27 protein-coding genes are annotated in these 24,789 nt (G+C 44.0%); 9 read left to right on the forward strand and 18 right to left on the reverse strand.

The annotated features are described in order from the left end of the window. Window positions 1-27: 27 nt before the first annotated feature. Window positions 28-768 (forward strand): helix-turn-helix domain-containing protein, encoded by a 741-nt coding sequence (locus tag R7E00_RS11860; RefSeq protein WP_170960428.1) that lies wholly within the window; start codon window positions 28-30, stop codon window positions 766-768. 79 nt (window positions 769-847) lie between these two features. Here R7E00_RS11860 and R7E00_RS11865 read toward each other — a convergent pair whose 3' ends face one another. The 4 genes from R7E00_RS11865 to R7E00_RS11880 form a co-directional block, all read right to left on the reverse strand. Next, on the reverse strand, window positions 848-1,375 hold the full coding sequence (locus R7E00_RS11865; RefSeq protein WP_062731000.1) for a YcxB family protein: 528 nt from the start codon (window positions 1,373-1,375) through the stop codon (window positions 848-850). 223 nt (window positions 1,376-1,598) lie between these two features. Further along, window positions 1,599-1,859 (reverse strand): DUF5062 family protein, encoded by a 261-nt coding sequence (locus R7E00_RS11870; RefSeq protein ID WP_005376453.1) that lies wholly within the window; start codon window positions 1,857-1,859, stop codon window positions 1,599-1,601. Between the two features lie 82 nt (window positions 1,860-1,941). Continuing rightward, window positions 1,942-3,018: a threonine aldolase family protein gene (locus R7E00_RS11875; RefSeq protein WP_258481981.1), complete on the reverse strand. Its 1,077-nt coding sequence runs from the start codon at window positions 3,016-3,018 to the stop codon at window positions 1,942-1,944. Window positions 3,019-3,155: 137 nt separating this feature from the next. After that, the gene (locus R7E00_RS11880) at window positions 3,156-4,016 is read right to left on the reverse strand and encodes an immunity 49 family protein (RefSeq protein WP_258481980.1); all 861 of its coding nucleotides are present in this window, start codon (window positions 4,014-4,016) and stop codon (window positions 3,156-3,158) included. A 356-nt stretch (window positions 4,017-4,372) separates the two neighbouring features. Here R7E00_RS11880 and R7E00_RS11885 point away from each other — a divergent pair, with 356 nt between their 5' ends. From R7E00_RS11885 to R7E00_RS11895, 3 genes are all read left to right on the forward strand, one after another. Continuing rightward, window positions 4,373-4,987, forward strand: coding sequence for a PolC-type DNA polymerase III (locus tag R7E00_RS11885; protein ID WP_262606042.1), 615 nt, complete (start codon window positions 4,373-4,375; stop codon window positions 4,985-4,987). 167 nt (window positions 4,988-5,154) lie between these two features. Then, entirely contained in the window at window positions 5,155-6,915 is a 1,761-nt protein-coding gene (locus tag R7E00_RS11890; RefSeq protein WP_262606043.1) for an ABC transporter ATP-binding protein/permease, read from the forward strand. 492 nt (window positions 6,916-7,407) lie between these two features. Next, window positions 7,408-7,800, forward strand: coding sequence for a hypothetical protein (locus tag R7E00_RS11895; protein ID WP_064354741.1), 393 nt, complete (start codon window positions 7,408-7,410; stop codon window positions 7,798-7,800). A gap of 40 nt (window positions 7,801-7,840) precedes the next feature. On the opposite strand, the gene R7E00_RS11900 is transcribed toward R7E00_RS11895, so the two are convergent. The 4 genes from R7E00_RS11900 to R7E00_RS11915 all read right to left on the reverse strand — a co-directional run bounded on the left by R7E00_RS11900 (window position 7,841) and on the right by R7E00_RS11915 (window position 11,484). Then, window positions 7,841-8,845, reverse strand: a complete 1,005-nt coding sequence (locus tag R7E00_RS11900) for a metal-dependent hydrolase (protein WP_064354740.1) — start codon at window positions 8,843-8,845, stop codon at window positions 7,841-7,843. A 328-nt stretch (window positions 8,846-9,173) separates the two neighbouring features. Continuing rightward, complete coding sequence (locus R7E00_RS11905; protein WP_005388759.1) at window positions 9,174-9,632, reverse strand: hypothetical protein; 459 nt, start codon at window positions 9,630-9,632, stop codon at window positions 9,174-9,176. A 93-nt stretch (window positions 9,633-9,725) separates the two neighbouring features. Next, complete coding sequence (locus R7E00_RS11910; protein ID WP_064354739.1) at window positions 9,726-10,754, reverse strand: phospholipase A; 1,029 nt, start codon at window positions 10,752-10,754, stop codon at window positions 9,726-9,728. A 226-nt stretch (window positions 10,755-10,980) separates the two neighbouring features. Further along, window positions 10,981-11,484, reverse strand: a complete 504-nt coding sequence (locus R7E00_RS11915; protein ID WP_238843165.1) for a DUF2938 domain-containing protein — start codon at window positions 11,482-11,484, stop codon at window positions 10,981-10,983. A gap of 84 nt (window positions 11,485-11,568) precedes the next feature. Here R7E00_RS11915 and R7E00_RS11920 point away from each other — a divergent pair, with 84 nt between their 5' ends. Further along, entirely contained in the window at window positions 11,569-11,976 is a 408-nt protein-coding gene (locus R7E00_RS11920; RefSeq protein ID WP_213867686.1) for a helix-turn-helix domain-containing protein, read from the forward strand. Between the two features lie 72 nt (window positions 11,977-12,048). Here the strand turns inward: R7E00_RS11920 and def are convergent, their stop codons facing one another. The 5 genes from def to R7E00_RS11945 form a co-directional block, all read right to left on the reverse strand. Further along, complete coding sequence (gene def, locus R7E00_RS11925) at window positions 12,049-12,555, reverse strand: peptide deformylase (RefSeq protein ID WP_017635324.1); 507 nt, start codon at window positions 12,553-12,555, stop codon at window positions 12,049-12,051. Between the two features lie 234 nt (window positions 12,556-12,789). Continuing rightward, window positions 12,790-13,254, reverse strand: a complete 465-nt coding sequence (locus R7E00_RS11930; RefSeq protein WP_017635325.1) for an ABZJ_00895 family protein — start codon at window positions 13,252-13,254, stop codon at window positions 12,790-12,792. A gap of 538 nt (window positions 13,255-13,792) precedes the next feature. Continuing rightward, a complete protein-coding gene (locus R7E00_RS11935; protein WP_258481978.1) occupies window positions 13,793-15,238 on the reverse strand; it encodes an AGE family epimerase/isomerase in 1,446 nt (481 codons plus the stop codon). 107 nt (window positions 15,239-15,345) lie between these two features. Then, the gene (locus R7E00_RS11940) at window positions 15,346-15,888 is read right to left on the reverse strand and encodes an AAA family ATPase (protein ID WP_213866371.1); all 543 of its coding nucleotides are present in this window, start codon (window positions 15,886-15,888) and stop codon (window positions 15,346-15,348) included. A 289-nt stretch (window positions 15,889-16,177) separates the two neighbouring features. Then, window positions 16,178-17,521 carry a magnesium transporter gene (locus R7E00_RS11945; RefSeq protein ID WP_005388752.1) on the reverse strand — a complete coding sequence of 448 codons (1,344 nt, stop codon included), beginning with the start codon at window positions 17,519-17,521 and terminating at the stop codon, window positions 16,178-16,180. Between the two features lie 215 nt (window positions 17,522-17,736). Here R7E00_RS11945 and R7E00_RS11950 point away from each other — a divergent pair, with 215 nt between their 5' ends. Beyond that, window positions 17,737-18,612, forward strand: a complete 876-nt coding sequence (locus R7E00_RS11950; protein WP_213907689.1) for a universal stress protein — start codon at window positions 17,737-17,739, stop codon at window positions 18,610-18,612. Between the two features lie 43 nt (window positions 18,613-18,655). Here the strand turns inward: R7E00_RS11950 and R7E00_RS11955 are convergent, their stop codons facing one another. Together R7E00_RS11955 and R7E00_RS11960 are read right to left on the reverse strand one after the other, a co-directional pair. Next, window positions 18,656-19,045 carry a MazG nucleotide pyrophosphohydrolase domain-containing protein gene (locus R7E00_RS11955; protein WP_005376487.1) on the reverse strand — a complete coding sequence of 130 codons (390 nt, stop codon included), beginning with the start codon at window positions 19,043-19,045 and terminating at the stop codon, window positions 18,656-18,658. Between the two features lie 26 nt (window positions 19,046-19,071). Beyond that, window positions 19,072-19,500 (reverse strand): PaaI family thioesterase, encoded by a 429-nt coding sequence (locus R7E00_RS11960; protein ID WP_104976129.1) that lies wholly within the window; start codon window positions 19,498-19,500, stop codon window positions 19,072-19,074. A gap of 211 nt (window positions 19,501-19,711) precedes the next feature. Here R7E00_RS11960 and gloA point away from each other — a divergent pair, with 211 nt between their 5' ends. Beyond that, entirely contained in the window at window positions 19,712-20,098 is a 387-nt protein-coding gene (gene gloA, locus R7E00_RS11965; protein WP_213869825.1) for a lactoylglutathione lyase, read from the forward strand. A gap of 11 nt (window positions 20,099-20,109) precedes the next feature. Next, entirely contained in the window at window positions 20,110-21,210 is a 1,101-nt protein-coding gene (locus tag R7E00_RS11970; RefSeq protein ID WP_258481977.1) for an alkene reductase, read from the forward strand. Window positions 21,211-21,327: 117 nt separating this feature from the next. Here R7E00_RS11970 and R7E00_RS11975 read toward each other — a convergent pair whose 3' ends face one another. Beyond that, window positions 21,328-21,603 carry a nitrogenase-stabilizing/protective protein NifW gene (locus R7E00_RS11975; protein WP_017820985.1) on the reverse strand — a complete coding sequence of 92 codons (276 nt, stop codon included), beginning with the start codon at window positions 21,601-21,603 and terminating at the stop codon, window positions 21,328-21,330. A gap of 241 nt (window positions 21,604-21,844) precedes the next feature. Between R7E00_RS11975 and R7E00_RS11980 the strand changes: the two genes are divergently transcribed. After that, window positions 21,845-23,695, forward strand: coding sequence for an acyltransferase family protein (locus R7E00_RS11980; protein WP_258634074.1), 1,851 nt, complete (start codon window positions 21,845-21,847; stop codon window positions 23,693-23,695). 79 nt (window positions 23,696-23,774) lie between these two features. Here the strand turns inward: R7E00_RS11980 and R7E00_RS11985 are convergent, their stop codons facing one another. Together R7E00_RS11985 and R7E00_RS11990 are read right to left on the reverse strand one after the other, a co-directional pair. Then, window positions 23,775-24,245 carry an RES family NAD+ phosphorylase gene (locus tag R7E00_RS11985; RefSeq protein ID WP_005376497.1) on the reverse strand — a complete coding sequence of 157 codons (471 nt, stop codon included), beginning with the start codon at window positions 24,243-24,245 and terminating at the stop codon, window positions 23,775-23,777. Window position 24,246: 1 nt separating this feature from the next. Next, window positions 24,247-24,699, reverse strand: coding sequence for an antitoxin Xre/MbcA/ParS toxin-binding domain-containing protein (locus tag R7E00_RS11990; protein WP_017820987.1), 453 nt, complete (start codon window positions 24,697-24,699; stop codon window positions 24,247-24,249). Between the last annotated feature and the right edge of the window lie 90 nt (window positions 24,700-24,789).

Raw genomic sequence — 24,789 nt, forward strand, 5'->3', positions numbered from 1 at the left:
TCTCATTTTAAGTTGAGGTTAAATAGGATGATTCATTTGAACTTAGAATTTGATATTTTAAAACCTCAAAAGGCTTTAGCTGGCTATGTTCAAGCCATTTGGTCAGCATCCGTCAAACCTGATACGACGCAAACCGTACGTAAACAATTACTCAGTGATGCTGGTACAGGTGTGGTATTCATTTTACAGAATGAAGTACAAATGGATGGTGAGTGGCAAACGCCAGGGGTTGTCCTACTGCCTATAAGCATTCTGGCACATCAGGTCTGCCTACCGCCAGGCGCGGTGATGACTGGCGTACGCTTTCATCCTGCTGTTGGTTATCAACTATTTGGTAAACGTCTAGAACAGCTATTGCGGATTCAAGACGACCACCCTTTGGCTTCTTCTGCGCTAGCAACATTTGAGTCTCTGCAAACAGCGCGTTCGCCATATGCAAGGATTTCTACGTTATATCGCTGGGTTCAAACACTGATTGAGGAATATGAACCGCAGTATGTCGGCCACATTATTGACCAACCTACAGGGACCATCAGTCAGCGCCAGAGAGAGCGCAATTTTCAGAAATGGTTGGGGATTACTCCTAAACATTACCAACGCATTAAACGAGTGAAGCACACTTTAGAGCAACTCCGAGCGCAACCCGATCTTACTTTATCGGAGTTGGCGCTGGAGCAAGGTTTTTCCGATCAAGCACACATGACTAGAGAGTGTAAGCAGATTGCGCGCATGACACCGAAGCAGTATGTCCGAAAGAGAAACCTCTAAACCTTATTAGCTTTCTACATCAAACCCCATTGATTCAGAATCGACCATATACTTGTTACAATGTTCGATCATATATCACCTACTTTTTCGATCGCTCATTCCAGCTTGATGTGAGTTGGTTAGCTCGCTTTTGATGCCGCTCTACCATAAACGCGATCACTTCTTCGTTTAAGCAAGATTTGCTGATATATTGGCGTTGTTTACCAAGGTGAAGGATAAAGCCCAAATCAGTTTGTTCGAGTTGGTCGATATCATTCCAAGCGAGGCTGCGGTCAACTTTACCGCTTTTGTAGCGCACGCCATCTGCATTCACTTCAAACACCACTTTACTGCCGCGGCTTGAGCTGATGGTTTGACGCCACAGCCACCAAGTTCTTTTGAAGTAAACGCTGCACGCTTCAATCACACTCAATACGATAAAGAACCAACCGACGTAACCGTTAGGTAGCAGTTCAAACTCCAATAAAACCACACCAAAAATTAGAAAGAGGATCCCTTTCAAATACGCTTGCGGGAACTTAACTGGCTGGCTAGTTTGATCATAACACTCAGCAAAAAATGGCTTGTCGAGTGTGTATTCTGTAGTGAATTCGAAATCTTTAGACATGTATGGTTACTTCAAGGCTTCTGTAAATGAGTATTCTTGGTTGCACTCTTGCAACGCGAGCATTGTAGCGCTTCTCTGGCTTTATCTTTAGCCCTTTTGATGCTGTTTTGTAAATCAATGATAACGAAACATTAGAAGACCTCGGTGCACTCGCCAAGATCAAACAAGGCGAACCATTTGGCTCGCCTTGTTAATTAATGACCTATATGACTTATGAGGTTTTCTACTTTAGAGGGTCGTTGTCTGGCAATGCACTGTGTATCCAGACTGCCAGTCGGTGTTTGATGCTTGCGCCGTCTAGCTTGCTTTCCGGTAATGGGGTGATCTGTTTGGCATCAACCAAGAATAGGTAAATCGCTTTTACTCTTAGAGGTTGTGGTGACTGAGGAAGGTCAAAGCCTTGTAGCTTCGCCATCTTCCCACCAATCTCTAGTGCCTTCTTAACCAGTTTGTCTTCATTGTGAAGTTTGGAGCTTTTTGACATTGATAAATCCTCTTCTTCGCTTCAATTAAGAATACATGAAGTGCCACGTATGGCGTGTTAGTAAGCTCGCATATTGATAAGTTTATGCCTTATTACCGAGTAACTGATTGAAAAACGACCTTAATTCGTCATCACCAAGATTGAGCAGGTAGTCACCAACATACCATTCAATGATCGATTGATTTGGATGTGCCGTGACTTGCGGGTTACCAAACCAAATGCCCTTTTCCGTGGCAAACGTGTATTGGAGTTCTTTCAACTCTTCGCAGCTAAATGGCAGGATAAGGTGCAACATGTTTGCTTGAGGCTGGGTTGGTCTTACCGCCAAAGTTGGGAACTCTTTAATGATCTTGTAGATCTGCTTTGTTCGCTCAAACAGAGCTGGCATTTGTGCCAACCTTTCATCAAACTGCATCGCCGCAGACACCACATAAGGTGTTCTGTGATACAGGTTGCCACCTTGGCGCTTCATCCACATTGAGGCCAGTTCAATGAACGCCTTTGAGCCAAGCAGCATAGAGCCGCCCATGCCGTTGATGCCTTTGTAAAGTGAAACATAGGTCGTATCAAAACTAGCGGCGATCTCGCGGTATTCTTTCTGATAGTAAGCTGCGGTTTCCCATAGTCTTGCGCCATCCATGTGGAGATGAATGTCATTTTCGGCGCAGTACGTTTTAATTTCTTCTAGTTCTTGCCATGAAGGTAGCTGACCGCCAATTTCTCGCATTGGGAGTTCATAAAGAACGGCTGCGATTTCATCCGGCCACGCAGTGAGATCCTCAAGCTTCCATGTTTGATAAGGGTTCCCTACTGGCAAAATACTAAAGCGATGTTGAAGCTGATAACCTTGTTTTTCATGCACCGGAATATGGCTAGATGCGTGCATGGCGACAATAGGATTACGCTTTTGTCTTGTGACAATTTCAAGCACCGTTGGTTGCGTCATCGTTCCTGTTACAACAAAAAGCCCTGCCTCGTAACCCAGCAGATCGGCAACCTTTTTCTCGAAGGCCTGAACCGTTTCGCCCTCGCCGTAGACATCGTGATTGACGTTGTTTTCTTCGCACCACTTTGCCATTTTCACAAAGTGTTCGGCTGGAGAATCTTCTTTATTACCAGGGAGATGGGTATGACAAAGCTGTTTTAGGTGGGCACTCATTGTTCTGTCCTTTGAATCAAAGTTTCAACAATGTAACTTGTTAAAACGGAGGCGTAAACTGCATTTTCGCGATGCATTTTCTGCTTATGCTTCCATGCTGAACCTCCGATTGGACATAGATTTAACTTAAGAGTGATTTACGCAGAACGAAGATCATGCTCACCGTAAACAAGCCATTTCGGTAAATATGCGGCTTCTGGAATCGTCCAACCATACTTATCGTATGCCAATGCAGCAAGACCAGTCAGTTTCAGAGAAACATTTCCTTTTGGCGAATAGCGAACATCTTCATTCATGTAGAACTGGTAATGCGCCTCTAACGCATCCCTCAGTGCTTCTTGATAATGCGCCTCATCGCCATCGATAATGGCAACAAACACATTCACAAATGGAATAAACAAAGAGTGTACATATGGCACTCTGGTTGATTCTAAGTATTGCGGGGAGGATTTCTCCATCACAGTTTGCAATAACTCTGGTAACGCTGATGAATTGCTAAATACACCGTTAACGAACTCGACTAGCGCAACATCGAATGGATCTTTTAAACGCACTAACGACTCATCCATGATGGTCATCAGCTCTACGCAGCGCCAATCTCTCGCGGCCATCGCTAAACAGATTTCATCCAACCAAGCATCCATCGTTCCCCCTGCAATAGAACGGTTACCTACTTCCGAAAAATGTCGGTGCCCAACGGAGAATTCAACCACTTTGTCTGAATGATTGGCCAGCAAGTACACGTTATTCAGTAACTCAAGCGCTCTTTTTATATAAGCTGGCGAGGCCTGATGTTGTCCGTATTTTGAAGCAGTGAAGAATGAATCAAGCGAATACCAAGCGTCGCCTTTCATTCTTTTGAGAGGTTGCTGATAAAAAGATTGTTTTTCATCAAGCATTTCTTCCCAGAAGTTGTAAAAATCTTCATCTTCCTCACGAAAAATACGCAATTTTCTTTCTTCAGGTATCTCTAAATAATGATTCTTCATTGCTTCCATCGTTCCCTAGCCTCGCATTATAAGTTGTTCTAATTTTTTGCCGTGATGATATTCATACTCAAAATCAAGCCGTGAATGATGCCGAAGTTAATTTATAAAATCAATTTATAATCAGTATGTTGTATCGAAAGTTAATGCTTAACTGAAATGAATCGAAAAGCCGAAAAACATTTGAAATATAAGGCTACCGCACAAGCCGCGATGGGTAAGCCAGAACGTACCTGTCCATAAACAGTGGACGACGAACACTGACTTTGTGGAGTAAAGATAGACAGATATTCACCATTGTGTTCGCCTTTCTTTTTCTGTCGCTTTCAATAATACTCTTGCGCAATATTACTCAGCTGGAAAATTTTATGCCTCAAGCAAACTCTGTGGTCGTACTCGACTTTGAAACCACAGGTCTCTCTCCTACTTTAGGTGATCGCGCAATAGAAATTGGTGCAGTAAAGTTAGTCAATGGCGAGGTTGTCGATAGTTTTCAGCAACTCATGAATCCCGGTTTCAGAGTGAGTTCTTTCATTGAGAACTACACCGGCATTACCAACAATATGTTGCGATCGGCACCAAGCTGCGAAGAGGTAATGGCGTCATTTAGTGAGTTCATTGCAGGCGAAAACCTTATCGCTCACAACGCGTCCTTCGATAAACGATTTTTAGATGCGGATCTTGAACGAATCAACTGTGGTTATTCGGGTGAGTTTGCTTGCTCCTTACTAGTGGCAAGACGGCTCATTCAAGAAGCCCCATCACATAAGCTAGGTGAACTTGTTCGCTATAAAAATATCGACAACGACGGTGTTTTCCACCGAGCACTAGCCGATGCGCAAATGACAGCCAAGCTTTGGCTCTTAATGGTCGAAGGGATAGAAAACTCAGGCGTCGAAAAACCAAGTTTTCAGTTGATGCAAACGGTCAGTAAAACAGCCAAAGGAAAAGTCGACCTGCTACTCGCCAAAAGCCGTGCGTAACCCCCTCCTAGCTAAAAGCTGATTCTCGTCTCTTAGACGTTTAAGTGATTTTCGATGCAATATTGGCTATCCCAGTGAACTTCCTAATCTGAATGCGGCAGTTCGCTGGTCTCACCAACCAAACTGGCTTACTATGCCAGGTACCTAAAACGCTTTGTGAGTCACTCATGAGCCGAAAAAATAACAAAAATCTCAGCATTCTTCTTAAACTCAACACCTTTATTGCACCTTATAAATGGCGGGTTGCGGCGGCTTTGGTTGCCCTTGTCGCGACGGCAAGTTTGACGTTATCCGTTGGCTATGGAGTGCGCATTCTTATCGACCAAGGCTTTGCTCAGCAATCATTGCAAGAGCTCACCAATGCGATTCAGTTTATTGTCGGTGTCACATTGTGTATTGCCATTGGGACTTTCTTTCGCTTTTACCTTGTCTCTGCCGTAGGTGAGCGCGTTAGTGCGGATATTCGCCTTGCGGTGTTTAACCATGTGATTACGCTGCATCCGAGCTATTTTGAGACTAACAGTAGTGGCGACATAATGTCGCGCCTGACTACCGATACCACATTGCTGCAAAGCATTATTGGTTCATCGTTCTCGATGGCGATGCGTAGCGCTTTGATGTGTTTTGGTGCCATCATTATGTTATTCGCTACCAACGTTAAGCTCACGCTGATTGTGCTTGCTTCTGTGCCTTTGGTTTTGGTGCCAATTTTGTTTTATGGACGACGCGTGCGTACTCTCTCTCGCCAAAGTCAGGACTCAATGGCCGATGTCGGAAGCTACGCTGGAGAAGCGATAGAACATATTAAAACCGTGCAAAGTTTTAGCTCAGAGTCGCATGAACGAGCGGCTTTCGCTGTCGAGGTGGAAAAAGCTTATGAAGTAGGCAGACAGAGAGTAAAACAGCGCGCGATCCTGATATCAGGCGTTATTGTGATTGTGTTCAGCGCGATTTCAGGCATGCTTTGGATAGGCGGCAGCGATGTGATTCACGGAAAAATGTCTGCGGGTGACCTAGCCGCATTTGTGTTTTATGCCATTATGGTTGCCTCATCGACTGCAACCATTTCCGAAGTCATGGGTGAATTGCAAAGAGCCGCAGGTGCTACCGAACGGCTGATTGAGATCCTTCAAGTAGACAGTGATATTAAAGCGCCAAGCAACTATTTGCCTGTCCGTTCCGACATGCCTGCTGAGGTTAACTTTAATTCGGTGAGTTTCAACTACCCTTCTCGACCAAATCAACCAGCAATCAAAGAATTAAATCTAACTGCTGAACAAGGAAAAGTGTTGGCGTTGGTCGGCCCTTCTGGTGCCGGTAAAACAACACTATTCGAACTGCTGCAACGCTTTTATGATCCGCAAAAAGGGCAAGTGTTGTTTGGTGGTGAAGATATTCGACAGTTCGATCCAAACGAGCTTCGACGTCAAATGGCGCTCGTACCACAACAACCAGCGCTGTTTAGCCATGATGTTTTCCATAATATTCGCTACGGTAATCCTGAAGCGACGGATGAACAAGTTATCGAAGCCGCGAAAAAAGCCCATGCCCATGAGTTTATTGAGAAGCTTCCCGAGGGCTATCACAGCTTTTTAGGGGAGCGCGGCGTTAGGCTATCGGGCGGACAAAAGCAGCGCATTGCGATTGCTCGCGCGATTCTAAAAGATCCAAAAATCTTACTGCTAGACGAAGCTACCAGCGCCCTTGATAGTGAAAGTGAACATCACGTTCAACAAGCACTTGAAGCTCTAATGAAAGGACGCACAACGCTAATTATTGCTCATCGTCTTTCGACTATCCAACATGCGGATAAAATTGCGGTGCTCGACAATGGCGAGTTAGTCGATGTCGGTAACCACCAATCATTAATGCAAAGCTGTGAGTTGTATCAGCGACTTGTGGCATTGCAATTTAAGCACTTGGAGTAACGCCTAGTTAAGCGTTCAAAAGTAAGCAAAGGCGGACCAAATAATTTAATAACAGGAGTTTAACGATGTTTTTGTGTCAGTCCAGCGAGCCTTGGCGAGACTAAGAATCTAGCTCTGAGTGGTTAATGAGATAATTTAGACCATGAAGAGCTAGGATAGAAGATCCCACATCATGTCCCATCGTCGCTGTACAAGGTGACGAAATACAAAAGATGCCACTCGCAGTTAAACGAGCGGCATTAAACCAAGCAGCTCGCCTTTTAACAAAGGAATTCCAGTAAGAATCCAGTAACCAGCGTATTCTCCCTTCAACTAGAAATACTCGTTCACAACTACCATATAAAACCCAATCAACTTCATTTGTAACAATTCAGGTTTCAAAAATAGGAAATCATTACTGAAAAAGTTTACCGCGTTTTGTGTTGCTATCTATGGTTACAATGTTTGAGACATCAATGCCTTCAAACCAAGCAACACAAAAGCGGCACCGATATGAACAGCGAAGCGAAACAACTATTTTCTTATCTATGTCAGCGATACGATGCGCTTTCTCAAGAGCTTGAGTCTCGCCCTTTTCCTGAATTTTCTGAGACTATTACTCATCCTCTTGGGCACTGTTTAGTCCGTTGCCCAGCAGGTAGCCAACGCTTTTCTATTGTAGCAGTCAACTTTGCACCCTCCGTTCGCGGGCAAGGCGTGCTTACTGCATTTATCGACTACATCAAAAGCAATCCTTACCACTACCAAGGTGTTGAGGTTGCAATCATTGAAAACAAGAACTTAGCTAAACGGCTTTTGTCTCTTGGCTGGAAGTACAAGTCCCTGTTTGGCAAGATTTTCTTCGCTAGCAAGCCGACCCTAGTAAAGGACTTTCAGTCTACGTAATGGTTACTACGACACCGCATCGGTATCCAAAGTAAAGCCATCACTCAAAATCCGTAAGCATGTTGAAGAAAACTTGGCGATCTTCTGCAGTACTTCCTCGATGAGCAGTGTATTCAACGTGCGCGTCTGCGCTGGCTTTTGGGGATAGATTGATGCCCCATAACGCATTAATTTGGTTTGGTACGATGGAATAACGCATATCAACAATTCGCATTTCATTATTCGGATCCGTCGCTACAAAACCGTTTGAAAACCAACGGAAACGTTCGATGTCTCTTGCTTGTTGCGATTGCGGGTTTAGCCACGGAAATTGCTCTTTTATATTTAACTTTGGAGTTGATTCGCCAGGGTAAATTTTTATTGAACGCCCCACCCTTACGGCATCTACATAGTAGCTCTCTTCCGTTTCATAAATTAGTTTCCAAACCAAAAGATTGCTGAAACTTGGTTTGGCTTTTAATTGTACAGCGTTGTGTTGTCGCTCTTTGACGATTTCCCAACCAGCTACTTCTGCTCTATCTCGCTGGATCATTCCAAGACTTAGGTAAGCCAGGCACCATAAAAATGCAATGCGGGCATAGTTTGGGCTTCGCTTCAGTGCAACAAACAAAAGCAATATTAAAATAGGGAGTGTGAACGCGGGGTCGATTACCGAAATAGTGTTCCAAGCATAACGCGTGTTGCTTATCGGCCATAGAAGCTGTGTTCCATAACTGGTGCATGCGTCTAATAACGCATGGGTACTATAACCAAGCGCGCAGTAAAACCAACTCTGCCGGAAGCTTAGTCCTCGCTTTTTTGCGAACAATGGATACAACACCAAAGCACAAATGAAACTACCAAACGGGATAAACAAGAGCGAGTGAGTAAATTGGCGATGGTATTCCAAATACAGCAAAGGATCAGTTGAAGAACGGATGAGCACATCTAAATCCGGAGCCATCCCAGAGACCACGCCCAACACGCCAACAACTGCAAGGTTTCGCTTGTTGCTCACGGCCAGTGGCAAAGCTGCACCCAATAAACCTTGCGTTAACGGATCCATCGTTCACTTCCTTTAGATAGATGAAGCTCAGCTGGAAAGCGTGAACGCTCAATAGTCGGTTCCAATTTAAAAACCAGAAGGTTCTTCGACATAAATTATCCGCATTTAAGTGGAAAACAATACACGACTTAGTCATGCATTTGCTTGTTTAGCAACAAACACCTTGATTTAGTGTAAGAAGGAATCACGCCGTTCGCTAGTGAACGAACAAATCTGAGTCTAGGCTTGTTTGGTATTTCAAACCCGAAGGTTTATCTGACGCGAAAAAACAAGGCGAACCAAATGGCTCGCCTTGTTTCTAATTTACTGAACGATAAACGACAGGTGTTTAGTCTTGAGGATTCTCTTTCGCGTTGATTTCAGCGTAAGTGTGCAGCAGCTCCGTCAATGTTTTTACCCACGCAAAAACATCCGAAGGTGCATTTTCGATTAGTTTTTCCACTAGAGCACAGTGTGTTTCTAGCGTGATGGCCTCTTCCAAACGGAATGAGATCGCGTAGAAATGCCAAAGCACCAATCGCGTCATTCGCTCGCTATTTTGCTTTGCGTTGTCTGAGTCATCAAACGCTTGTTGAATTTCACTCAGTGCGATTGCTGTCATGCGTAGCATTGCATCAAGACGTGCAGACAACATGCGGTCTTCACTATCCACTTCTTCTTGATCAAAAGTGAACAGCTCATTCATCACGTCTTCTGGCACCATTTTACTGATCATACGAGCACTAAACTCTTCCAGCTCATGGCGAGGCATAGTTACAAGACAATCGAAGGTGTAATCACGAAGCATAAAATCACTCTAGGTTAGAAATCAATTTCAGCCTCGCATTCTAAATATTGAAATTTCAATTGCCAGTGTTAATTTCTATCCATCTACGAAAAACTACAAAACACCGTTGATTGCAATACCAACACCAATCCGCTGCTGATTATGATCATAGTCGATCAAGCTCTTACCATAACCCGCTGAGTATTGTGCGTACCCCTGAACTTTGCCCCAAATCGGAAATGACACACCCAGTTCTGCAAAACCCTTATGTGTTTGAAAGTTCTGGCGACCTAAAAAGGTAAACTCGTAACCATTCCACTTGTAAGCACTCGATAGCTCAAAGTGTCCCATATAGTCTTCGATATCCGGGTTATCATCACCTTTGGGATCATTAGGCGATGTCTTTTCATCTTCAGGTATACGCCACCAAGGCTGGATAGAAACCGCAAAATTGTCTTTTGCAAAGGTTACGTTGGCATAGACACGGTTCCAACTGCGCGATAGCTCCTGTCTCTGACCGTTAGACTCATGTTCAATACCAAAACCTAACCAAGTCGAACCATCAAGTGGTATCCAGTCAGTTGGGGTGTAGTAAAAAAGCTCTGGACGATAATTGGTTTCACGGAATGGACGAGATGCTGCACCCGTGTATACCTGCCAAAATGATTTAAGAGTCATTCCAAAAAACAGACCATCGCCATCAAACAACAAGTCATCATAGTTCATTGGTACTTTAAAACTGATTTGGAACTCCGCCTCTTCCTTACGCAGTTCATCGCCGTATTTGGTGTCAGCATACGCGCGTTTATTTACTCGATCACTGTACGTAAACGGAAGAATATAGTTAACGCGATGCGCGACTAGGCTAAACGGTTCGAACGCGTTTTCTCGTTCTGATTCCAAACGCTTGTCGACCAAGCTTTCCTGAAGTTCTTCAGGCTCTTCAATTTCTGGATCTGCGGGCACTGTGCTGGTTACTGTGTCAAGCTCACACTGCACGCGAATGCTCTTTATGGTTTCCTCACCTTTGCTTTGCTTTATTTTGTCTAGCAAACATAAATCATAAGCACTGGCTGTTTCTCCCATCGCAACTGGCGCTGCCAATAAACTCAGTATTGATATCCCTGCCACTTTTGAAGCCATCTGAAACCCTTAATATTCTTTATGTCAAACCAGATAATTTTAGTTTTTCTTGGTAAACCGCTTGCCATTCTGACGTTAAGGCAATGTTAAATGTCCGCCGACTTTACGTCTTGGATAAATGCAACAGACTTTAGAAATATCGGTCAACTATGATCAAAGCGCAAAAAACAACCAAGAGTTGAGCATCATAGATAAAAACCACTCGTTTGCATGATGCTCATTTTATCTATGCAAAATACTGGCTCGTAACTTTGATTGCAAACCCGGCTATGAATAAACCCAAACCATAACCCAAATGCGCCAATGTGCTAAGAAAACGGGCTTTCCAAGGTGTTGGGGTTTTACTCGCAGCAAAACCAAATCCTAGACAAGGTTGAATGACCAAAAATGGGAAGATCAACGTTACCACGCCTGTAATTAAGCTGGGCATTAGACTGGGATCTACCAACCAATGATGACCAAAAACAGTAACGTGAGCCAAAGCGAAAGTAACTCCGATGGCATAATGCAAAAACCAGCCAAGTGACTTTTCTCCCGGCATCGCCTCTGACGCCATAATTGGCGCATGCATAAGCTTTCCTTGGGGCATGTACAAAACCCAGCGCGCAACCAACGCATAGTTTAATGAAGGAATACCAAACACTCTCCTTTGTAACCATGCCCATAAATCCATTATCAAAGTGGCACCAATCCCTATTAGCACCGCTTGCAATCCCATTAAAAGCAGCATTTTTCTCTCCTCAAGTTTTTGATTTGTTAAGGTCTTAGTTGCATGCTACAACTTAAAGCCAACTTGAAGTCAATGGGGAATAATATGGATATTGCAGAAGTGGTTAGAAAATCAGGATTGCCGACTTCAACGCTCAGGTATTACGAACATCTGGGGTTAATTCGCTCGATAGGAAGGAATGGATTGAGACGCCAATATTCACCAGAGGTACTCAATACACTCAATTTAATTAGTTTGGGGCGTATCGCTGGAATATCGCTTAACGAAATGGCAGAAATGTTGAATCAATCAGAAGTTTCAAAGCCATATATCGATCGTGACTTACTAACGAAAAAGGCACTTGAGATTGATGAGCAAATAAAACGTTTGAAAGCGGTGCGAGACAGCCTAAACCATGTTGCCACCTGCCCTCATGAGTCACATATGGACTGTTCTTCATTTCAGAAGCTTATGAAGGTCGTAAAGCGTTATGTCCCCCAAAAGCAGAGATAAACCGCTCTCCCTACCGTCCTATTCTTGACTTACAAGGAAGTAACTCGCGGTTGTGAGTTACTTCCTTTCATATTACTTAGCTTTCGCTTTTACGTACTTCTTCACTTTTTTCATCGCCATTTTTTGCTTTAACGGTGAAAGGTAATCAATGAACAAGTTACCAGATAGGTGATCAATTTCGTGCTGCATCACAATCGCCAAGAACTCATCGCTCTCGATTGTAATCGGGTTGCCATCACGGTCTAGTGCAGAAACAACAACTGACGTGTAACGCTCTACATCTGCGTAGTACTCAGGAACAGAGAGGCATCCCTCTTGACCAAGTGCTTTGTTTTCTCCGCTCACCACTTCTGGGTTAACCAAGATTAAAGGATCATTGCGTTCGTCAGAGATATCGATGACAACAACCGCCTCTTTTCTGCCTACTTGGGTTGAAGCTAAACCGATACCATTGCCCGTTGCGTAAAGTGTTTCTAGCATATCGTCTATCAGCGTTTGTACTGTCGATACATCAGTGACTTTTTCTGCTTTTACTTTAAGCCTTGGGTCTGGAATGGAGAGAATTTCGAGGACTGCCATACTTACCTTTCATATCTATAAATCGTAATTCGTGGCGAATTATACACACGTTTCTCGATACATAAACCTGCTAAGCTATCTTGCGCACAAGGCATAAACCATTAACTCAAACGACAACACAATAAATGGGTTTGCCTTTTAGACAAAAAATCCTACAAACAGGAAACTAAAACGCCAGCACATTATGGCTGGCGTCTTGTCATGATCCTAATTGAATCGTTTGTTGTATTTTATCTACTGACTTTCCTTGGCTTTGAGTAATACTCTAATCGCCATTTTCTCACCACTTTTTAAAATTAAGTAGGCGATGCCAATCGTTATTAGCATTATGATAGCAATAAAAATACTTACCCCACCGAGCTCAGATAATAAATAAAACGGAGAAATATCTAACGACATTAAGATAAGAGAGAACACTACCAAACTTGCTAAAGTCCACAGTAAAACAGCATACCATCTTGTTTTTGATGGCATTACATCTCCAGTCTTGTAGCCGAAGTAATAACCAACACTCATGGCTGGGATTAACGTGCTAAGAAAGCCTGTACCACTCATTTCTATCCCAACAATATATTCAATGGCCAACAGCAATGCAGCCCAACAAACGGACGCCAGACACAACAGAGACGTAACAAGAAGTACCGATGGTGGCTGGTTTATTTCTGATTCTGAATAGTTATTTTTTAATTCCACTTTCATTTCTTTCCATTTATTTGAATAAAATAAGCGTTTTAGATCATGCTTCCGCTTGGACAACCTAGAGAAACAACACCACAAGAAATACAACTTGTAGCTTTTTAAATAGTTTTATTTTCATTTAACCTAGATTCCAACTAACTGTTATTTTTAATAACTAAACCCTCTCTCTCAAATTGTATATTCAATAAGCTTACTCATATGGACCCAGTGCAACCATGTTAATACGTTCTATGTATCAGAAACAATTCATTTATTTCCAATGACACTAGTGAGATCATGCGACGTGATTGGAATCTCACTTAAGTTTTCATGGACCTATAGCGCTGAAAATTGAAGCCTCTACCTGTCATAGAATAAAAAGCCGTCAAAACCAGTTGGTTCTGACGGCTTTTTATAAGTGCCCAGGGATCATTACCTACACAATTACTGCTTGAAGCTTATCTAGTGACAGACCTAGATAGCTAATAGTCATCCTTGCTATCGGAGGACTTTATTGGCTTTTACGCGGACTTTAACTAACACATCACCATCGACCAACCTAAGGTCGAATATTGGTGAATGTCGCGATGGTGACTCCATCACTTTGTGACGACAACGATTTTACGTCTGCGCTAAAGTAATACGGATTAAGTGGCATTTTGCTCTCTGCTGGTCGCGCGTAGTAAAGCTTGGCAGGCTGTTTTGCCATTTGTTGCGCGTACAAATACCCGACCAACGCATGTTCAAACTGGTGGTAACCATTTCCCCAATGGAACGCTTTGGTTGATTTAGGGCTTAGACCGACGCCTCCATATTGATGATCCACCCATACATCCATAAAAGTGGGTAACGTGTATTGAAGCGTTTCTTTCATCGAACCATCAACAAGGGAAACTGTCATCGCCGCTTGATCGAGCTCTGCCCATTCCCAAGACGAGCTATAGTGCTTGTATGGTCTTGATTGCCAAGCAGGAATGCTCTCTTGCGTCCATTTACTCTGCCATTCTGGTGAGAAAAGCGCTTTGACTTGCTCAAAGTTTTGCTGGTATTGCGCTTGTTTAAGTGTGTGTTTCATTCCTTTGAAACCAAACTCTGTCCAATTGGAATTCTCCAACAACTGACCAGTGAGATACGTCATCCAATACGCTTTGATGGTGTGTCCAAAATCATTGTGTTTCGCATCTGGCATCATTACCGCTTTGTGGTGTATCGCGCCATAAAAGCGCCGCTCTTTGTCGGAGTGGTAGTTATCCAGCATCACTTGCGTCAGCCACTCCAGATCTTGTTTCCACTTGGCTTGCGCTGGTTCTGGTAAAAGTGGCGCCGTTAACAACAGGTAGCCATTAATTTGGTCAAGTTGAGCGACTAGCTCTTGCTGCTTCGCACTTTCCCCATCACCGTCTTTCAAAACCCAAGCCAGACCGCGATCATCGCTTCGTCGGTATTGTTTAAATATAAACGCTTGCTGGTCGATAAGCGCTTGTTCGACCTTTGGATCTTGAGTCAAGTAGTAGTACATCGCCAAACCCACTAAGGCGTAAGCTTGGTCTTGAGAAGTTCGTTGTTGCCACTCCATCCCCGGTTTCCCACTACGCGTAAAGCTAACAAACCCGCCGTTTTTCTCATCTTGTAGATGATCAATCAGGTAATAAGCCCCTTTCTTTGCCAGCTCTAATGCTTGCTTGTCACCCGTAAGATGAAAAAGTACGCCATAAGCGTAAGTTTGGCGCGATTTCATGCGGGTGTACTCGCGATCGAAGTGCGGGCTAATCCACCCTTTGTTTAATTCTTCACACGGCTTTTGTGGGTCGAGAATGACACCGTTATCACAACGAAAAGTCGGAAAATTCCCCGCAGGTTGCCCATGCGCGCTTTCCATCATCCAATATGGGGCTAGGCCATTCGTCACATGGTTTAACCAATCATCCCCCGAAGGCAGCTCCACATCAGCAAAACTGTTCATACTCATCGTTGCGAGCAATAAGGTAAGATATTTAAAAGACATAATGCTCAATTAAGTTATTGAATTTTATCCAGTATAAATAACTCCCTTTACGCATATTGTTGTCGTGCTCACAATCGCCTTACGCATTTGTTTGCGTCAATCATCTTTCAGCCTCGTTCGATGACTGAGCCGCGAATAAACGCTACTCTGTCTTCGACTGACATTTTGGGCACTTCGATCAATTGATAACCAAATTTGTGATAAGCGTTGACCATCTGTTGATACGTAGCCACCGCTTCAGAAAAATCTTGCTTTCGCTCTTCGTCGTTGCTGAATATCGACGTCCACGGTGGAAAAATGAATACTTGAGAATGATAACGAAGCGTCTGGCAATGCGTGATGAGCTCATGCGAGATTGGCAGTTGTTCCAACTTACTGTAGCCATATACGTCCGCAATACTGCGATCAAAAAACACATTCCCTTGGTGGACATTGAAAGCTCGGTAATTGCTCACTTCTGCCTTCATCATTTCGTCTCGAAAAGCTTGTTTGTCATTCCAAGGTAATGCTGAACCGTGATTGGCAACCTGCGTTTGTATCACGTGACGACCGGTTTCTGGCGCGCAGATAAAGCCTTGTGTTTTTAGCTGTTCGATTACCGAAGTTTTCCCTGCACCGGGACCACCAGTGAATACGATGAGTTTATTCAAAATTGTTTCCTTATTTTTTGTTTGAGTGAAGTAATGCGTATACAGCCAAGAAAATGGGCATCATCTGGCGTTTGAAATTGGCATTTGGCACGCCAGCGTTAAGCGAGATCGGTAGTGGGAAATTTGGGGAATAGAACTGAGCAGTGAAGAGATTTACAAAGTAAGAACCGAAACGACGTGTTCATCGGTTATGGAAAACGGAGGAATGCTGAGCGAAGCAAGCTCGCCCAAAATACTGGGTTGGGAAATGGTGCGATTGGTTCTGCTGGTTAACGCGTCAATTGGATATCTATATCAAGAAAATGGCACCTAAGCCTAAGAACGCAAAGAAACCGACGACATCGGTAACGGTCGTCAATACTACCGAGCCAGCCACGGCGGGGTCAATGTTAAACTTTTTCAACGTGAATGGTATCAACGTACCCGATGCCGCGGCCGCCAAACTATTGAGGAAAATGGCACAGCAAATAATAAGTGCCAATGGCCAAGAGTCAAACACCATGTAAACGACACCCGCGATCACCAATCCCATAATTAAACCATTAATGGTGGCGATTTTTAATTCCTTATTCACCAATAGCTTCAAGTTACTTTGGTGCAAGTGGTTTAGTGCGATACCTCGAATGGCCACCGCTAAGGTTTGGCTACCCGCGATGCCGCCCATGCTCGCCACGACAGGCATTAAAATAGCAAGCGCAACGACTTGCTCGACCACATTATCAAAAATACCAATGATGGCAGAGGCAACAAAAGCGGTCAGCAAGTTAATCACTAGCCAAAGTGCTCTTAGCCTTGTCGCCACGCTTAATGGTGTGAACAAATCTTCTTCGCTTCGTACGTTTTCTGCCACTACAGCTTGTAGGCTGAGTTCGCGCAACGTAATCGCGATGGTCGCCATCGACAAGACGCCCATAATTTTGCCACCAGCCATGATAGGAAACCAATGTGCTCCACCATCAATCGAGACTTGTTTGCTGACACTTTGAATCGTTTGAATATCTTCTAGGATTGGCGTAACTACGGTCAAGTCGGTAAGTTTGATATGATTCTCGTGCAGCAACAGGGTTTGCGGCTCTATCGTACCAATCACACCACTTGCATCACGCACAATAATCAACCGCACTGGACTTTGCCCGCGTTTTAGCAGCTCGGTTTTGATGCCTCCTACGCTGTTTTTAGGGTTTGCGACCAGAAAGTGAGGCTCGGCATAACGTCCAACTTTGTTGTCTTCATACGACAATGCTTGTTGGATATGCGCGACAGACTCTTCACTTTGATCAATAAGGTATTCATCTACAAACTCGGTCGGTAGAAAGTCCGCAAAGATGATCAGTTCTGAATCCGTTATGTACGTCAAGCGTTCATGTTGTAAGTCTTTATTGAGTGATTGATGAATGTGCTTGGCGGTGTCGTATCGGAGCAAATTTAATACCGTCCAATACTTCTCAGGCGGCACTGCTTCTATGACACGTTTACGGTAAGCAATGTTGACCGACTCCAAAATGTTCGCAATCTGTGCTTCTTGATAGTCTTTCAAAAAGCTCAAGTCTTCGGTCGATTCTATCGCTTTAATGATCTCAGCAAGCAAATGTGGCACTTTGCGGTTAATTTGCAATTGGTTGGAATCTATCATTACTTTTACCTATAGCTTTCACTACCACATTCGCCGCATTGACGATATGTGCTATCCGAAGGCATGAATTCTTGATGTTAAAATTCTAGGCGATAGTTGACTTAATTGCGGAATTTATATTTCGCTCGCAGAAACAAAACGCCTCTGCATCAGTTCATGGTATAGACTTGAATGTGTGTCAGGCTCATTCGCCTTGTTTGATAATGGAGTAATCAATGGCACCTGTATTTTTTCTGACTCAGCAGGCCGCCTTACCAAGTCGTAAGGTGCTTCGTAAAGTGATTCAATTTTCGACAGCGCTGGCCCAGCCTATTGTAGTTTTAGTGGAAGACCATCGCCGAAGTGAAGATCACGCATTCGCTCATTTTCTCAGTTTCAACTCTGACCATATAGAAAAAAGACAAGCTGAGTTTGAAGCTTGGACCTTAAAGTTCAACGCATTAATTTTCGAACTTTGTGAAGAAGAAGAGCTTGAAACACCAACGCTCTCTTACGAGCATTTCAAAGGGAGCCATTGGGTTGAGCAAGTTGCGAAACGACTTGTTGACCACACTGACTTACTGCTCGTGGGACACTTTAACAAACACGAGATTCAAACGATGCTCACAGAACTAGCACAACAAGATTGCGACTTGTTGCTACTGAGTGAGCGGTCATGGCCTTCTCACGCCAACATGCTTTGTGCAATCGACCCACTTCATCGAGGGGATGAAAAGTCGATAGTAGATAAAGCCATCGTCTCGCGAGGCTCAAAATTAGAACAAACCTTAAGCGGGAAAATGACGCTCGTTTACTGCCGATACGTCGCACCATACCTCTCTCGCTATCGTGCAGAGATATTAAGCAATCAAAAAGCAGGCATTACAGATTTTATTAGTGCGCAAAAGTTAACGCGAGTTCCATTACTATTACCGGAAGGAAACCCTGAAACGGCGTTACCAAAAGCAGTTAAGCAATCACAAGCGTCGATTTTGATTATGGGAGCATGTAAACGAAGCATGTCATCTCAATTTTGGTCTGGCAGCACTGTAGACACGTTACTTGATCAACCACCTTGTGACCTACTGTTGGTCAACAGTTCCAAGGGCTGACTAGGTATTCCCTATTAACCAACCCTTTCAATACCAAGCGCAGTTATTGGCTCTTTACATCTTCTAACTGCGCGGCTTCATGCTCTGCGTTCAAGGCTTGTTTCTGCTGCTGTTTTATCTCATCCCAACTGCGTCCCGACTCAATCGCAGATACACGCTGATCGTATTTGTTGCAGGCTCTTTCGAGTACTTTCTCAGGATCTATACCCTTTTCTCTTTCCAGCGCTTTTAATACGTTAAGATAGTTCCACAACACATCGCCTAACTCGTCTTCCAAATGACAAAGGCGATCCTCACGAATCTCTTCGCGGACTTCATCAACTTCTTTGCCAATGGCCTCCAGATAAGTCTCTACGCCTTTAAACCAAGTATTGGTTTGGTCATATTGAGATTTTCTCGTCGCAATTGCATACAGCTCATCAAATTTCTTCATTGCCTCTCCGTAGAACACGTTTTTATTTATGCCTTTTTAGGACGAATAAACTTCCCTTTAGCCGTCACTCTAACTTCGCTATTGACCCGTAATTGAGCCACCAGTTGATATATACCGCGTCGTTCACCTTCACAGTGTGCAGTAATCGTGACTCGATCATCTAACTGAATAGGTGCATGGTAGCGCACATCCAACTGCGCCGTAAGGGCTTGAATGTCTCTAGATAACAAACAATGCGTCATTGCACCATCGAGAAGCGAACTGGCAATACCACCATGTAACAGGTCTGTGTAACCTTGATGACGCGGTAAAACGTGAAACTCTCCGACAACAGAGTCATCGGCTAGGTATTGGTAGTTCACGGCCAAAGAGTTCGGATTCACATTAATTGAAGAACAAACCGCACATTGATGATGAGATTCGTGAGTGTAATGACAGTAGCTGTTTGTGGACATGATAGTTACTCGGTTTCTCAAAAGAGTAATTAGCATATGCCAACAATTAAAAAGAAACGGCGAGTAATCTTTGTTTGCATGTTGCAGGGCCAGCAACCTCGCTTTTCATAACACTAAATAATCATTTTAATAATTAACGATAATTTCCAGTTTATTTAGAGTGGCGATATGGTTTGCATAGTGATTACGCAACGTTATGAAAAGGCGACTTATGAAGTTTCTCCACACGATGATCCGTGTTGCTGACCTAGACAAATCTATCGAATTTTATACAAAAGTTCTGGGAATGAGTGTTTTGGATCGTTTTGAAAACCAAGAATACCGTTACTCACTGGTGTTTGTTGGTAACCCTGATCAACCAGATGGCGCGACCATCGAGCTAACTTATAACTGGGATACCGACAGTTACGACTTGGGTAACGCATTCGGACACATGGCACTTGGGTCTGAAGATATTTACGCCGCTTGCAAAAAAATTAAAGCGCTTGGTGGCAACGTTACTCGCGAGCCAGGTCCAATGAAAGGCGGAGAAACTCACATCGCCTTCATTAAAGATCCCGATGGTTACCAAATCGAACTCATCCAAACTCAAAAATAACGAGGTTTCCTATGACAGACGCATTATTTCAACCCATTCAACTTGGCTCTCTCTCATTAAAAAACCGTATCGTTATGCCTCCGATGACGCGCTCTCGTGCTTCTCAACCTGGTAATATCGCTAACGACATGATGGCGACCTACTATGCTCAACGTGCTGAAGCGGGCCTAATCGTTGCTGAAGGCACACAAATTTCGCCAATGGGTCAAGGCTATGCATGGACACCAGGCATTTACAGCCCAGAGCAAATTGCTGGCTGGAAAAAAGTAACTGATGCAGTGCACGAGAAAGGCGGCGTTATCTTCGCGCAATTGTGGCACGTTGGACGTGTGACTCACCCTGATAACATTGGCGGTGAGCAACCTATTTCTTCTTCTGCGCTAAAAGCAGAAAACGTGAAAGTATTTGTCGATAACGGCACAGACGAACCGGGTTTTGTCGACGTGGTTGAGCCACGTGAAATGACCAAACAAGACATCGAGAACGTTATTGAAGAGTACCGCCAAGCCGCACTAAACGCGATAGAAGCCGGATTCGATGGTATCGAGCTTCATGCAGCGAATGGCTACTTGGTTAACCAGTTTATCGATTCTGAAGCGAATAATCGCACCGATGAATACGGTGGTTCCATTGAAAACCGTCTGCGTTTTCTTGGTGAAGTGGTAGAGGCGATGACGCAAGCTATTGGCGCAGAGCGTGTTGGTGTTCGTCTTGCACCATTCACTTCGTTAAATGGCACCGTTGATAGTACGCCAGTCGAAACCTACACCGCCGCTGCAGCGCTGCTTGATAAACTCAATGTGGTTTACATTCACATTGCAGAAGTGGATTGGGACGACGCGCCAGACACTCCGCACGACTTTAAAACCGCAGTTCGTGAGGCGTATAAAGGCACACTGATCTATGCCGGTCGTTACAACGCAGAAAAGGCGCAACACGCGATTGAAAGTGGTTTAGTCGACATGATTGGCTTTGGCCGTCCGTTTGTTGCAAACCCAGACTTACCAAGCCGCATCAAGCATGGCTATCCGCTGGCAGAACATGACCCTGCCACATTGTTCGGCGGCGGTGAAAAAGGCTTGGTGGACTACCCTGCGTATCACGCGGGTTAATTCATCTACGTAAAGCTGATTCGTAACTCGCGACAAACCAATAGCGAAACCAAAAGAACCTTGCTCTTCCCCCTGTGACACCAAGATGCAGGGTTCTTTTTAGGCAAGCCACCAGAATTAACGTCTTTGACAAGATGTACAACCTCGGCACGCAGAGCGCGTCGTTTTACTGAGCAAACTGCGTTGTACTTTACAGTAAGCATTCTTTAAAGCACGACGACCTGAAAACCAATCATCCGGTTTAGTGAGGATTAAGTAGCCGTGAAACCTCTTAACCAACTCGGTTCGATTGTTTTCGATAAATCGGCTATCAAACTCGATGTCGAAGTAATTCAAAGCCTCTTCGATACAAGTAAAGCTGGCAATTTTTTCCTGAATCGTATTCTCTGTCATCGTTTCTTTAGCGTAATCATTTTCAATGAAGTCTAAGTGCCTCGCGCTTTACGTTCTTTGATTTAGCGCTTCTTAAGATCATTCTTTATGGGGTTTCCATATTGAAATTCAATTTGGGAATTCGTTAACCCATCTAGCATTTTCATTTTGACAATCAATTTAAGGTACTGATTTAAATAAATATTATTTCTGGTTCATATTTTGCTCTACTTCATTAAACGGAATGTTGGAGCAACACGATATGACTTACAGAGCAGAAGTAGACGGATTAAGGGCGATTGCTGTCACGTTGGTGATTTTGTTTCATGCAGGAGTTGAGCAATTCGCTGGTGGCTTTATTGGCGTCGACGTGTTTTTTGTGATCAGCGGCTATTTGATCACCACCATCGTGATTAACGACTTAGAAAACCAGAAGTTCAGCCTTGGTGATTTTTATGAGCGACGCATTCGTCGCATACTCCCCCTCTTACTGGTGGTGATCGCCGTCAGCTATTTGATGTCTTGGTGGCTATTTTTGCCGCAAGCACACAAAGACGTTGGTCAGTTTGCAGTGTCTTCCATTCTTTCCTCATCCAACATTCTTCTGTATTTAAAAGGCCACAATTACTTCGGTTTAGAAGATCAAGCCAACCCGCTGTTTCACACTTGGAGCTTGGGCGTTGAAGAACAATACTACATTGTCATTCCTTTGCTACTCATGCTACTCGCTCGTGGCAAAAACGCGTTTTACCTGACTTTTTTCATCGCGGTATTTGCGCTGAGTTTGATGACTATTGTCTACGCGAGCAACGATCCTGATTTCGCTTTTTACATGATCTTCTCTCGTGCTTGGGAACTGGCAACCGGTTCATTACTCGCATTAGTGATGAGAAAAGTCCAAGTTCAATCTAACGATACGCTGGCAACCATTGGCATCGTTTTGATATTGGCTTCCGCGCTTTTGTTTGAAAAATCGCAAGATGGTGCGGGCATTACGCTGCTGGTGCCGGTCATCGGTAGCGCGTTGGTGATTTTGTTTGCCTCTAAAGACAATGTCTGCGGTAGATTACTGAGCCTAAAGTGGGTCGTGTTCGTCGGCTTAATCAGCTACAGCTTATACTTGTGGCACATTCCATTATTTGTCTTTTACCGCTACGTGTTGGATGCAACACAAGACATCAATATCCCACTTTACGTTGTCACTCTTTTTGTACTTTCTTACTTCACTTGGCGCTTTATTGAAAAGCCGTTCCGTAGCCGAAAAGCCATGAGTATGCGCACTGCGTCCGTGGTTATTGTGTTGTTGACGTTGCCCTTGCTAACGTTCGGCGTTATCGGTCATAAAAACGGTGGTTTTCCAGAAAGAAGCGCATTTTTCGAGGCCATGCGCGTTAACAACGGTTATGGTTTAGATTGCAACGGCAACACCAACGTTAACGATGTGTGCTCGTCTGCGCCGCAGCCCGCCATTGCTGTGTTAGGCAATAGTCACAGCATGGTTTACGTGAAGCGTCTATCTGAAGTAAAACCAACTGGCGTGGTGCAACTTACTCAAGATTCCTGTGCGGTCGGTTATGTCGACATCCTAGAAGCTGCTGGCTCAATTTCTTGCCGACAGTTCTTCAATGAGGCTGTCGATACCATTCTAAGTACCCCTTCCATTCGTCGCGTTGTTATCTCTTCTAATTTCAATAAAGAGCTTTCACAAGCCGATTATGAAGCATCATTAACCAAATTATTGAATGAACTGAAAGGAAAGGAAGTGGTCGTTTTCGGTCCAACCCCTTCTGCACCGTTTGCGGTAGGAGAATGCCTTTGGAAAGCGCGTTTGTTTGGCGAGACAGAAGAGTCTGCCTGCGACTTTTCTCCCAAACAACATCACCCTCAAAACGTGGCGAAGTTAGTGAACTACTTTGAGCAATTTGAGCACGTTGAGTTTGTCGACTTGACCGATGCCATTTGCAGAAATGGCGTATGTCGAATGAGAGTTGGAGCAAACAATGCGATGTATACGGATGACAGCCATTTATCTTACAAAGGTGCTGAGTTGGTGCTTGGGCATTACCTCAACACTACAAATGAAGCGCAACAGTTCACTTACGACCGACAATAACCAAGGAAATAAACTTCTATGCTTCAGCGCTTATCTCAGGTAAGCGCTGAATGCTTTAAAGCAAGACAAAGCTAGGCGTCTATTTGAAAATGCGCGGATCAAACGCGAAATCGAGCTTTTCGGCTTTCTTGATGATCTCTTTCATTTTGGGATGATTTGGATTCACCACGTAGTTTTTATCACGAGGTGAAATCGTTGAAGGCACTTGCAGCGCGGCAAACTCTGGATGAGGATCATTGAGAAACTGATCACCAATGTACTGCGTAGACTCGCTCGCCGGTATTGCTCGCCACGTCACAGGGAGATCTTCTTCATCTAAGGTGGCGATGAGGTATTCTGGCATTTCAATACGATATAAATCGTAAAGTTTGGTGATAGCAGGATCGTTGTTTACGTGCACAAACACTTCCAACGAGCAAAGGGATTCCGATTCAGAGAAGTAGAGGGCTTCGGTTCCTTTTGAGTTCCATCGCCCTCCAAATAACTTTGCGCCAACGGGGCTGAATGGCGTGTCAGCAAATTTCTTTTGTGTGAGACGATAGAGCTTCATATTACGAGAATACCCCGTGCTCTAAACGGCCGATCAAATCTTTTACGATTTCAAAATCCACCGTGGTCGAGACCATATCAAGTGGACGTTTTCCACCTAAGCCATACACATTCTCTCTCATCCATTTTAACGCGCGCTCTTCGTCGTCAAACAGTTCTGTCGCGAGTTTCAATAACATCGCTAATCGATAGATTGCATCACTTTCTTGCGTATTGAAGCGCTCATCGTTTTTTAGACGACGCTTGATCGTGCTAACAGGTATCAATGTGACGTTTTGAAACTCACTCTGAGAAAGCTTCACACGCTCAACAATATTGCGATACACCTTTGGCTCAAAGCCTTTGTGAACCGCATCAGTGCGACCTGTTTCAGCGTCTTCAATACCCAACATAAACCAGAAATTGGCTTTATGAGGTTGTTTCGGTTTGAAGCTTTTTAATGCTGCAGTTGCCATATCAAGCTCCTGTGGTTCATATGGTCCGGTTATTATGGTTCAAATGAGCTTAATTTTCAATCAAAGTAACAATCAAAGTAAAAAGATAGG

It is taken from the genome of Vibrio sp. Vb1755 (genome assembly GCF_033338635.1).
GTDB classification, from domain to species: Bacteria; Pseudomonadota; Gammaproteobacteria; order Enterobacterales; family Vibrionaceae; genus Vibrio; species Vibrio alginolyticus.

Coding starts and splice junctions, on each gene's coding strand:
- R7E00_RS11930 (WP_017635325.1), bottom strand. CDS start 13,254: ATGAAAGTGGAATTAAAAAATAACTATTCAGAATCAGAAATAAACCAG.
- R7E00_RS11910 (WP_064354739.1), bottom strand. CDS start 10,754: ATGGCTTCAAAAGTGGCAGGGATATCAATACTGAGTTTATTGGCAGCG.
- R7E00_RS11960 (WP_104976129.1), bottom strand. CDS start 19,500: ATGTCCACAAACAGCTACTGTCATTACACTCACGAATCTCATCATCAA.
- def (WP_017635324.1), bottom strand. CDS start 12,555: ATGGCAGTCCTCGAAATTCTCTCCATTCCAGACCCAAGGCTTAAAGTA.
- R7E00_RS11865 (WP_062731000.1), bottom strand. CDS start 1,375: ATGTCTAAAGATTTCGAATTCACTACAGAATACACACTCGACAAGCCA.
- R7E00_RS11935 (WP_258481978.1), bottom strand. CDS start 15,238: ATGTCTTTTAAATATCTTACCTTATTGCTCGCAACGATGAGTATGAAC.
- gloA (WP_213869825.1), top strand. CDS start 19,712: ATGAAGTTTCTCCACACGATGATCCGTGTTGCTGACCTAGACAAATCT.
- R7E00_RS11985 (WP_005376497.1), bottom strand. CDS start 24,245: ATGAAGCTCTATCGTCTCACACAAAAGAAATTTGCTGACACGCCATTC.
- R7E00_RS11895 (WP_064354741.1), top strand. CDS start 7,408: ATGAACAGCGAAGCGAAACAACTATTTTCTTATCTATGTCAGCGATAC.
- R7E00_RS11945 (WP_005388752.1), bottom strand. CDS start 17,521: ATGATAGATTCCAACCAATTGCAAATTAACCGCAAAGTGCCACATTTG.
- R7E00_RS11920 (WP_213867686.1), top strand. CDS start 11,569: ATGGATATTGCAGAAGTGGTTAGAAAATCAGGATTGCCGACTTCAACG.
- R7E00_RS11875 (WP_258481981.1), bottom strand. CDS start 3,018: ATGAGTGCCCACCTAAAACAGCTTTGTCATACCCATCTCCCTGGTAAT.
- R7E00_RS11880 (WP_258481980.1), bottom strand. CDS start 4,016: ATGGAAGCAATGAAGAATCATTATTTAGAGATACCTGAAGAAAGAAAA.
- R7E00_RS11970 (WP_258481977.1), top strand. CDS start 20,110: ATGACAGACGCATTATTTCAACCCATTCAACTTGGCTCTCTCTCATTA.
- R7E00_RS11885 (WP_262606042.1), top strand. CDS start 4,373: ATGCCTCAAGCAAACTCTGTGGTCGTACTCGACTTTGAAACCACAGGT.
- R7E00_RS11990 (WP_017820987.1), bottom strand. CDS start 24,699: ATGGCAACTGCAGCATTAAAAAGCTTCAAACCGAAACAACCTCATAAA.
- R7E00_RS11975 (WP_017820985.1), bottom strand. CDS start 21,603: ATGACAGAGAATACGATTCAGGAAAAAATTGCCAGCTTTACTTGTATC.
- R7E00_RS11980 (WP_258634074.1), top strand. CDS start 21,845: ATGACTTACAGAGCAGAAGTAGACGGATTAAGGGCGATTGCTGTCACG.
- R7E00_RS11905 (WP_005388759.1), bottom strand. CDS start 9,632: ATGCTTCGTGATTACACCTTCGATTGTCTTGTAACTATGCCTCGCCAT.
- R7E00_RS11950 (WP_213907689.1), top strand. CDS start 17,737: ATGGCACCTGTATTTTTTCTGACTCAGCAGGCCGCCTTACCAAGTCGT.
- R7E00_RS11890 (WP_262606043.1), top strand. CDS start 5,155: ATGAGCCGAAAAAATAACAAAAATCTCAGCATTCTTCTTAAACTCAAC.
- R7E00_RS11955 (WP_005376487.1), bottom strand. CDS start 19,045: ATGAAGAAATTTGATGAGCTGTATGCAATTGCGACGAGAAAATCTCAA.
- R7E00_RS11870 (WP_005376453.1), bottom strand. CDS start 1,859: ATGTCAAAAAGCTCCAAACTTCACAATGAAGACAAACTGGTTAAGAAG.
- R7E00_RS11900 (WP_064354740.1), bottom strand. CDS start 8,845: ATGGATCCGTTAACGCAAGGTTTATTGGGTGCAGCTTTGCCACTGGCC.
- R7E00_RS11860 (WP_170960428.1), top strand. CDS start 28: ATGATTCATTTGAACTTAGAATTTGATATTTTAAAACCTCAAAAGGCT.
- R7E00_RS11915 (WP_238843165.1), bottom strand. CDS start 11,484: ATGCTGCTTTTAATGGGATTGCAAGCGGTGCTAATAGGGATTGGTGCC.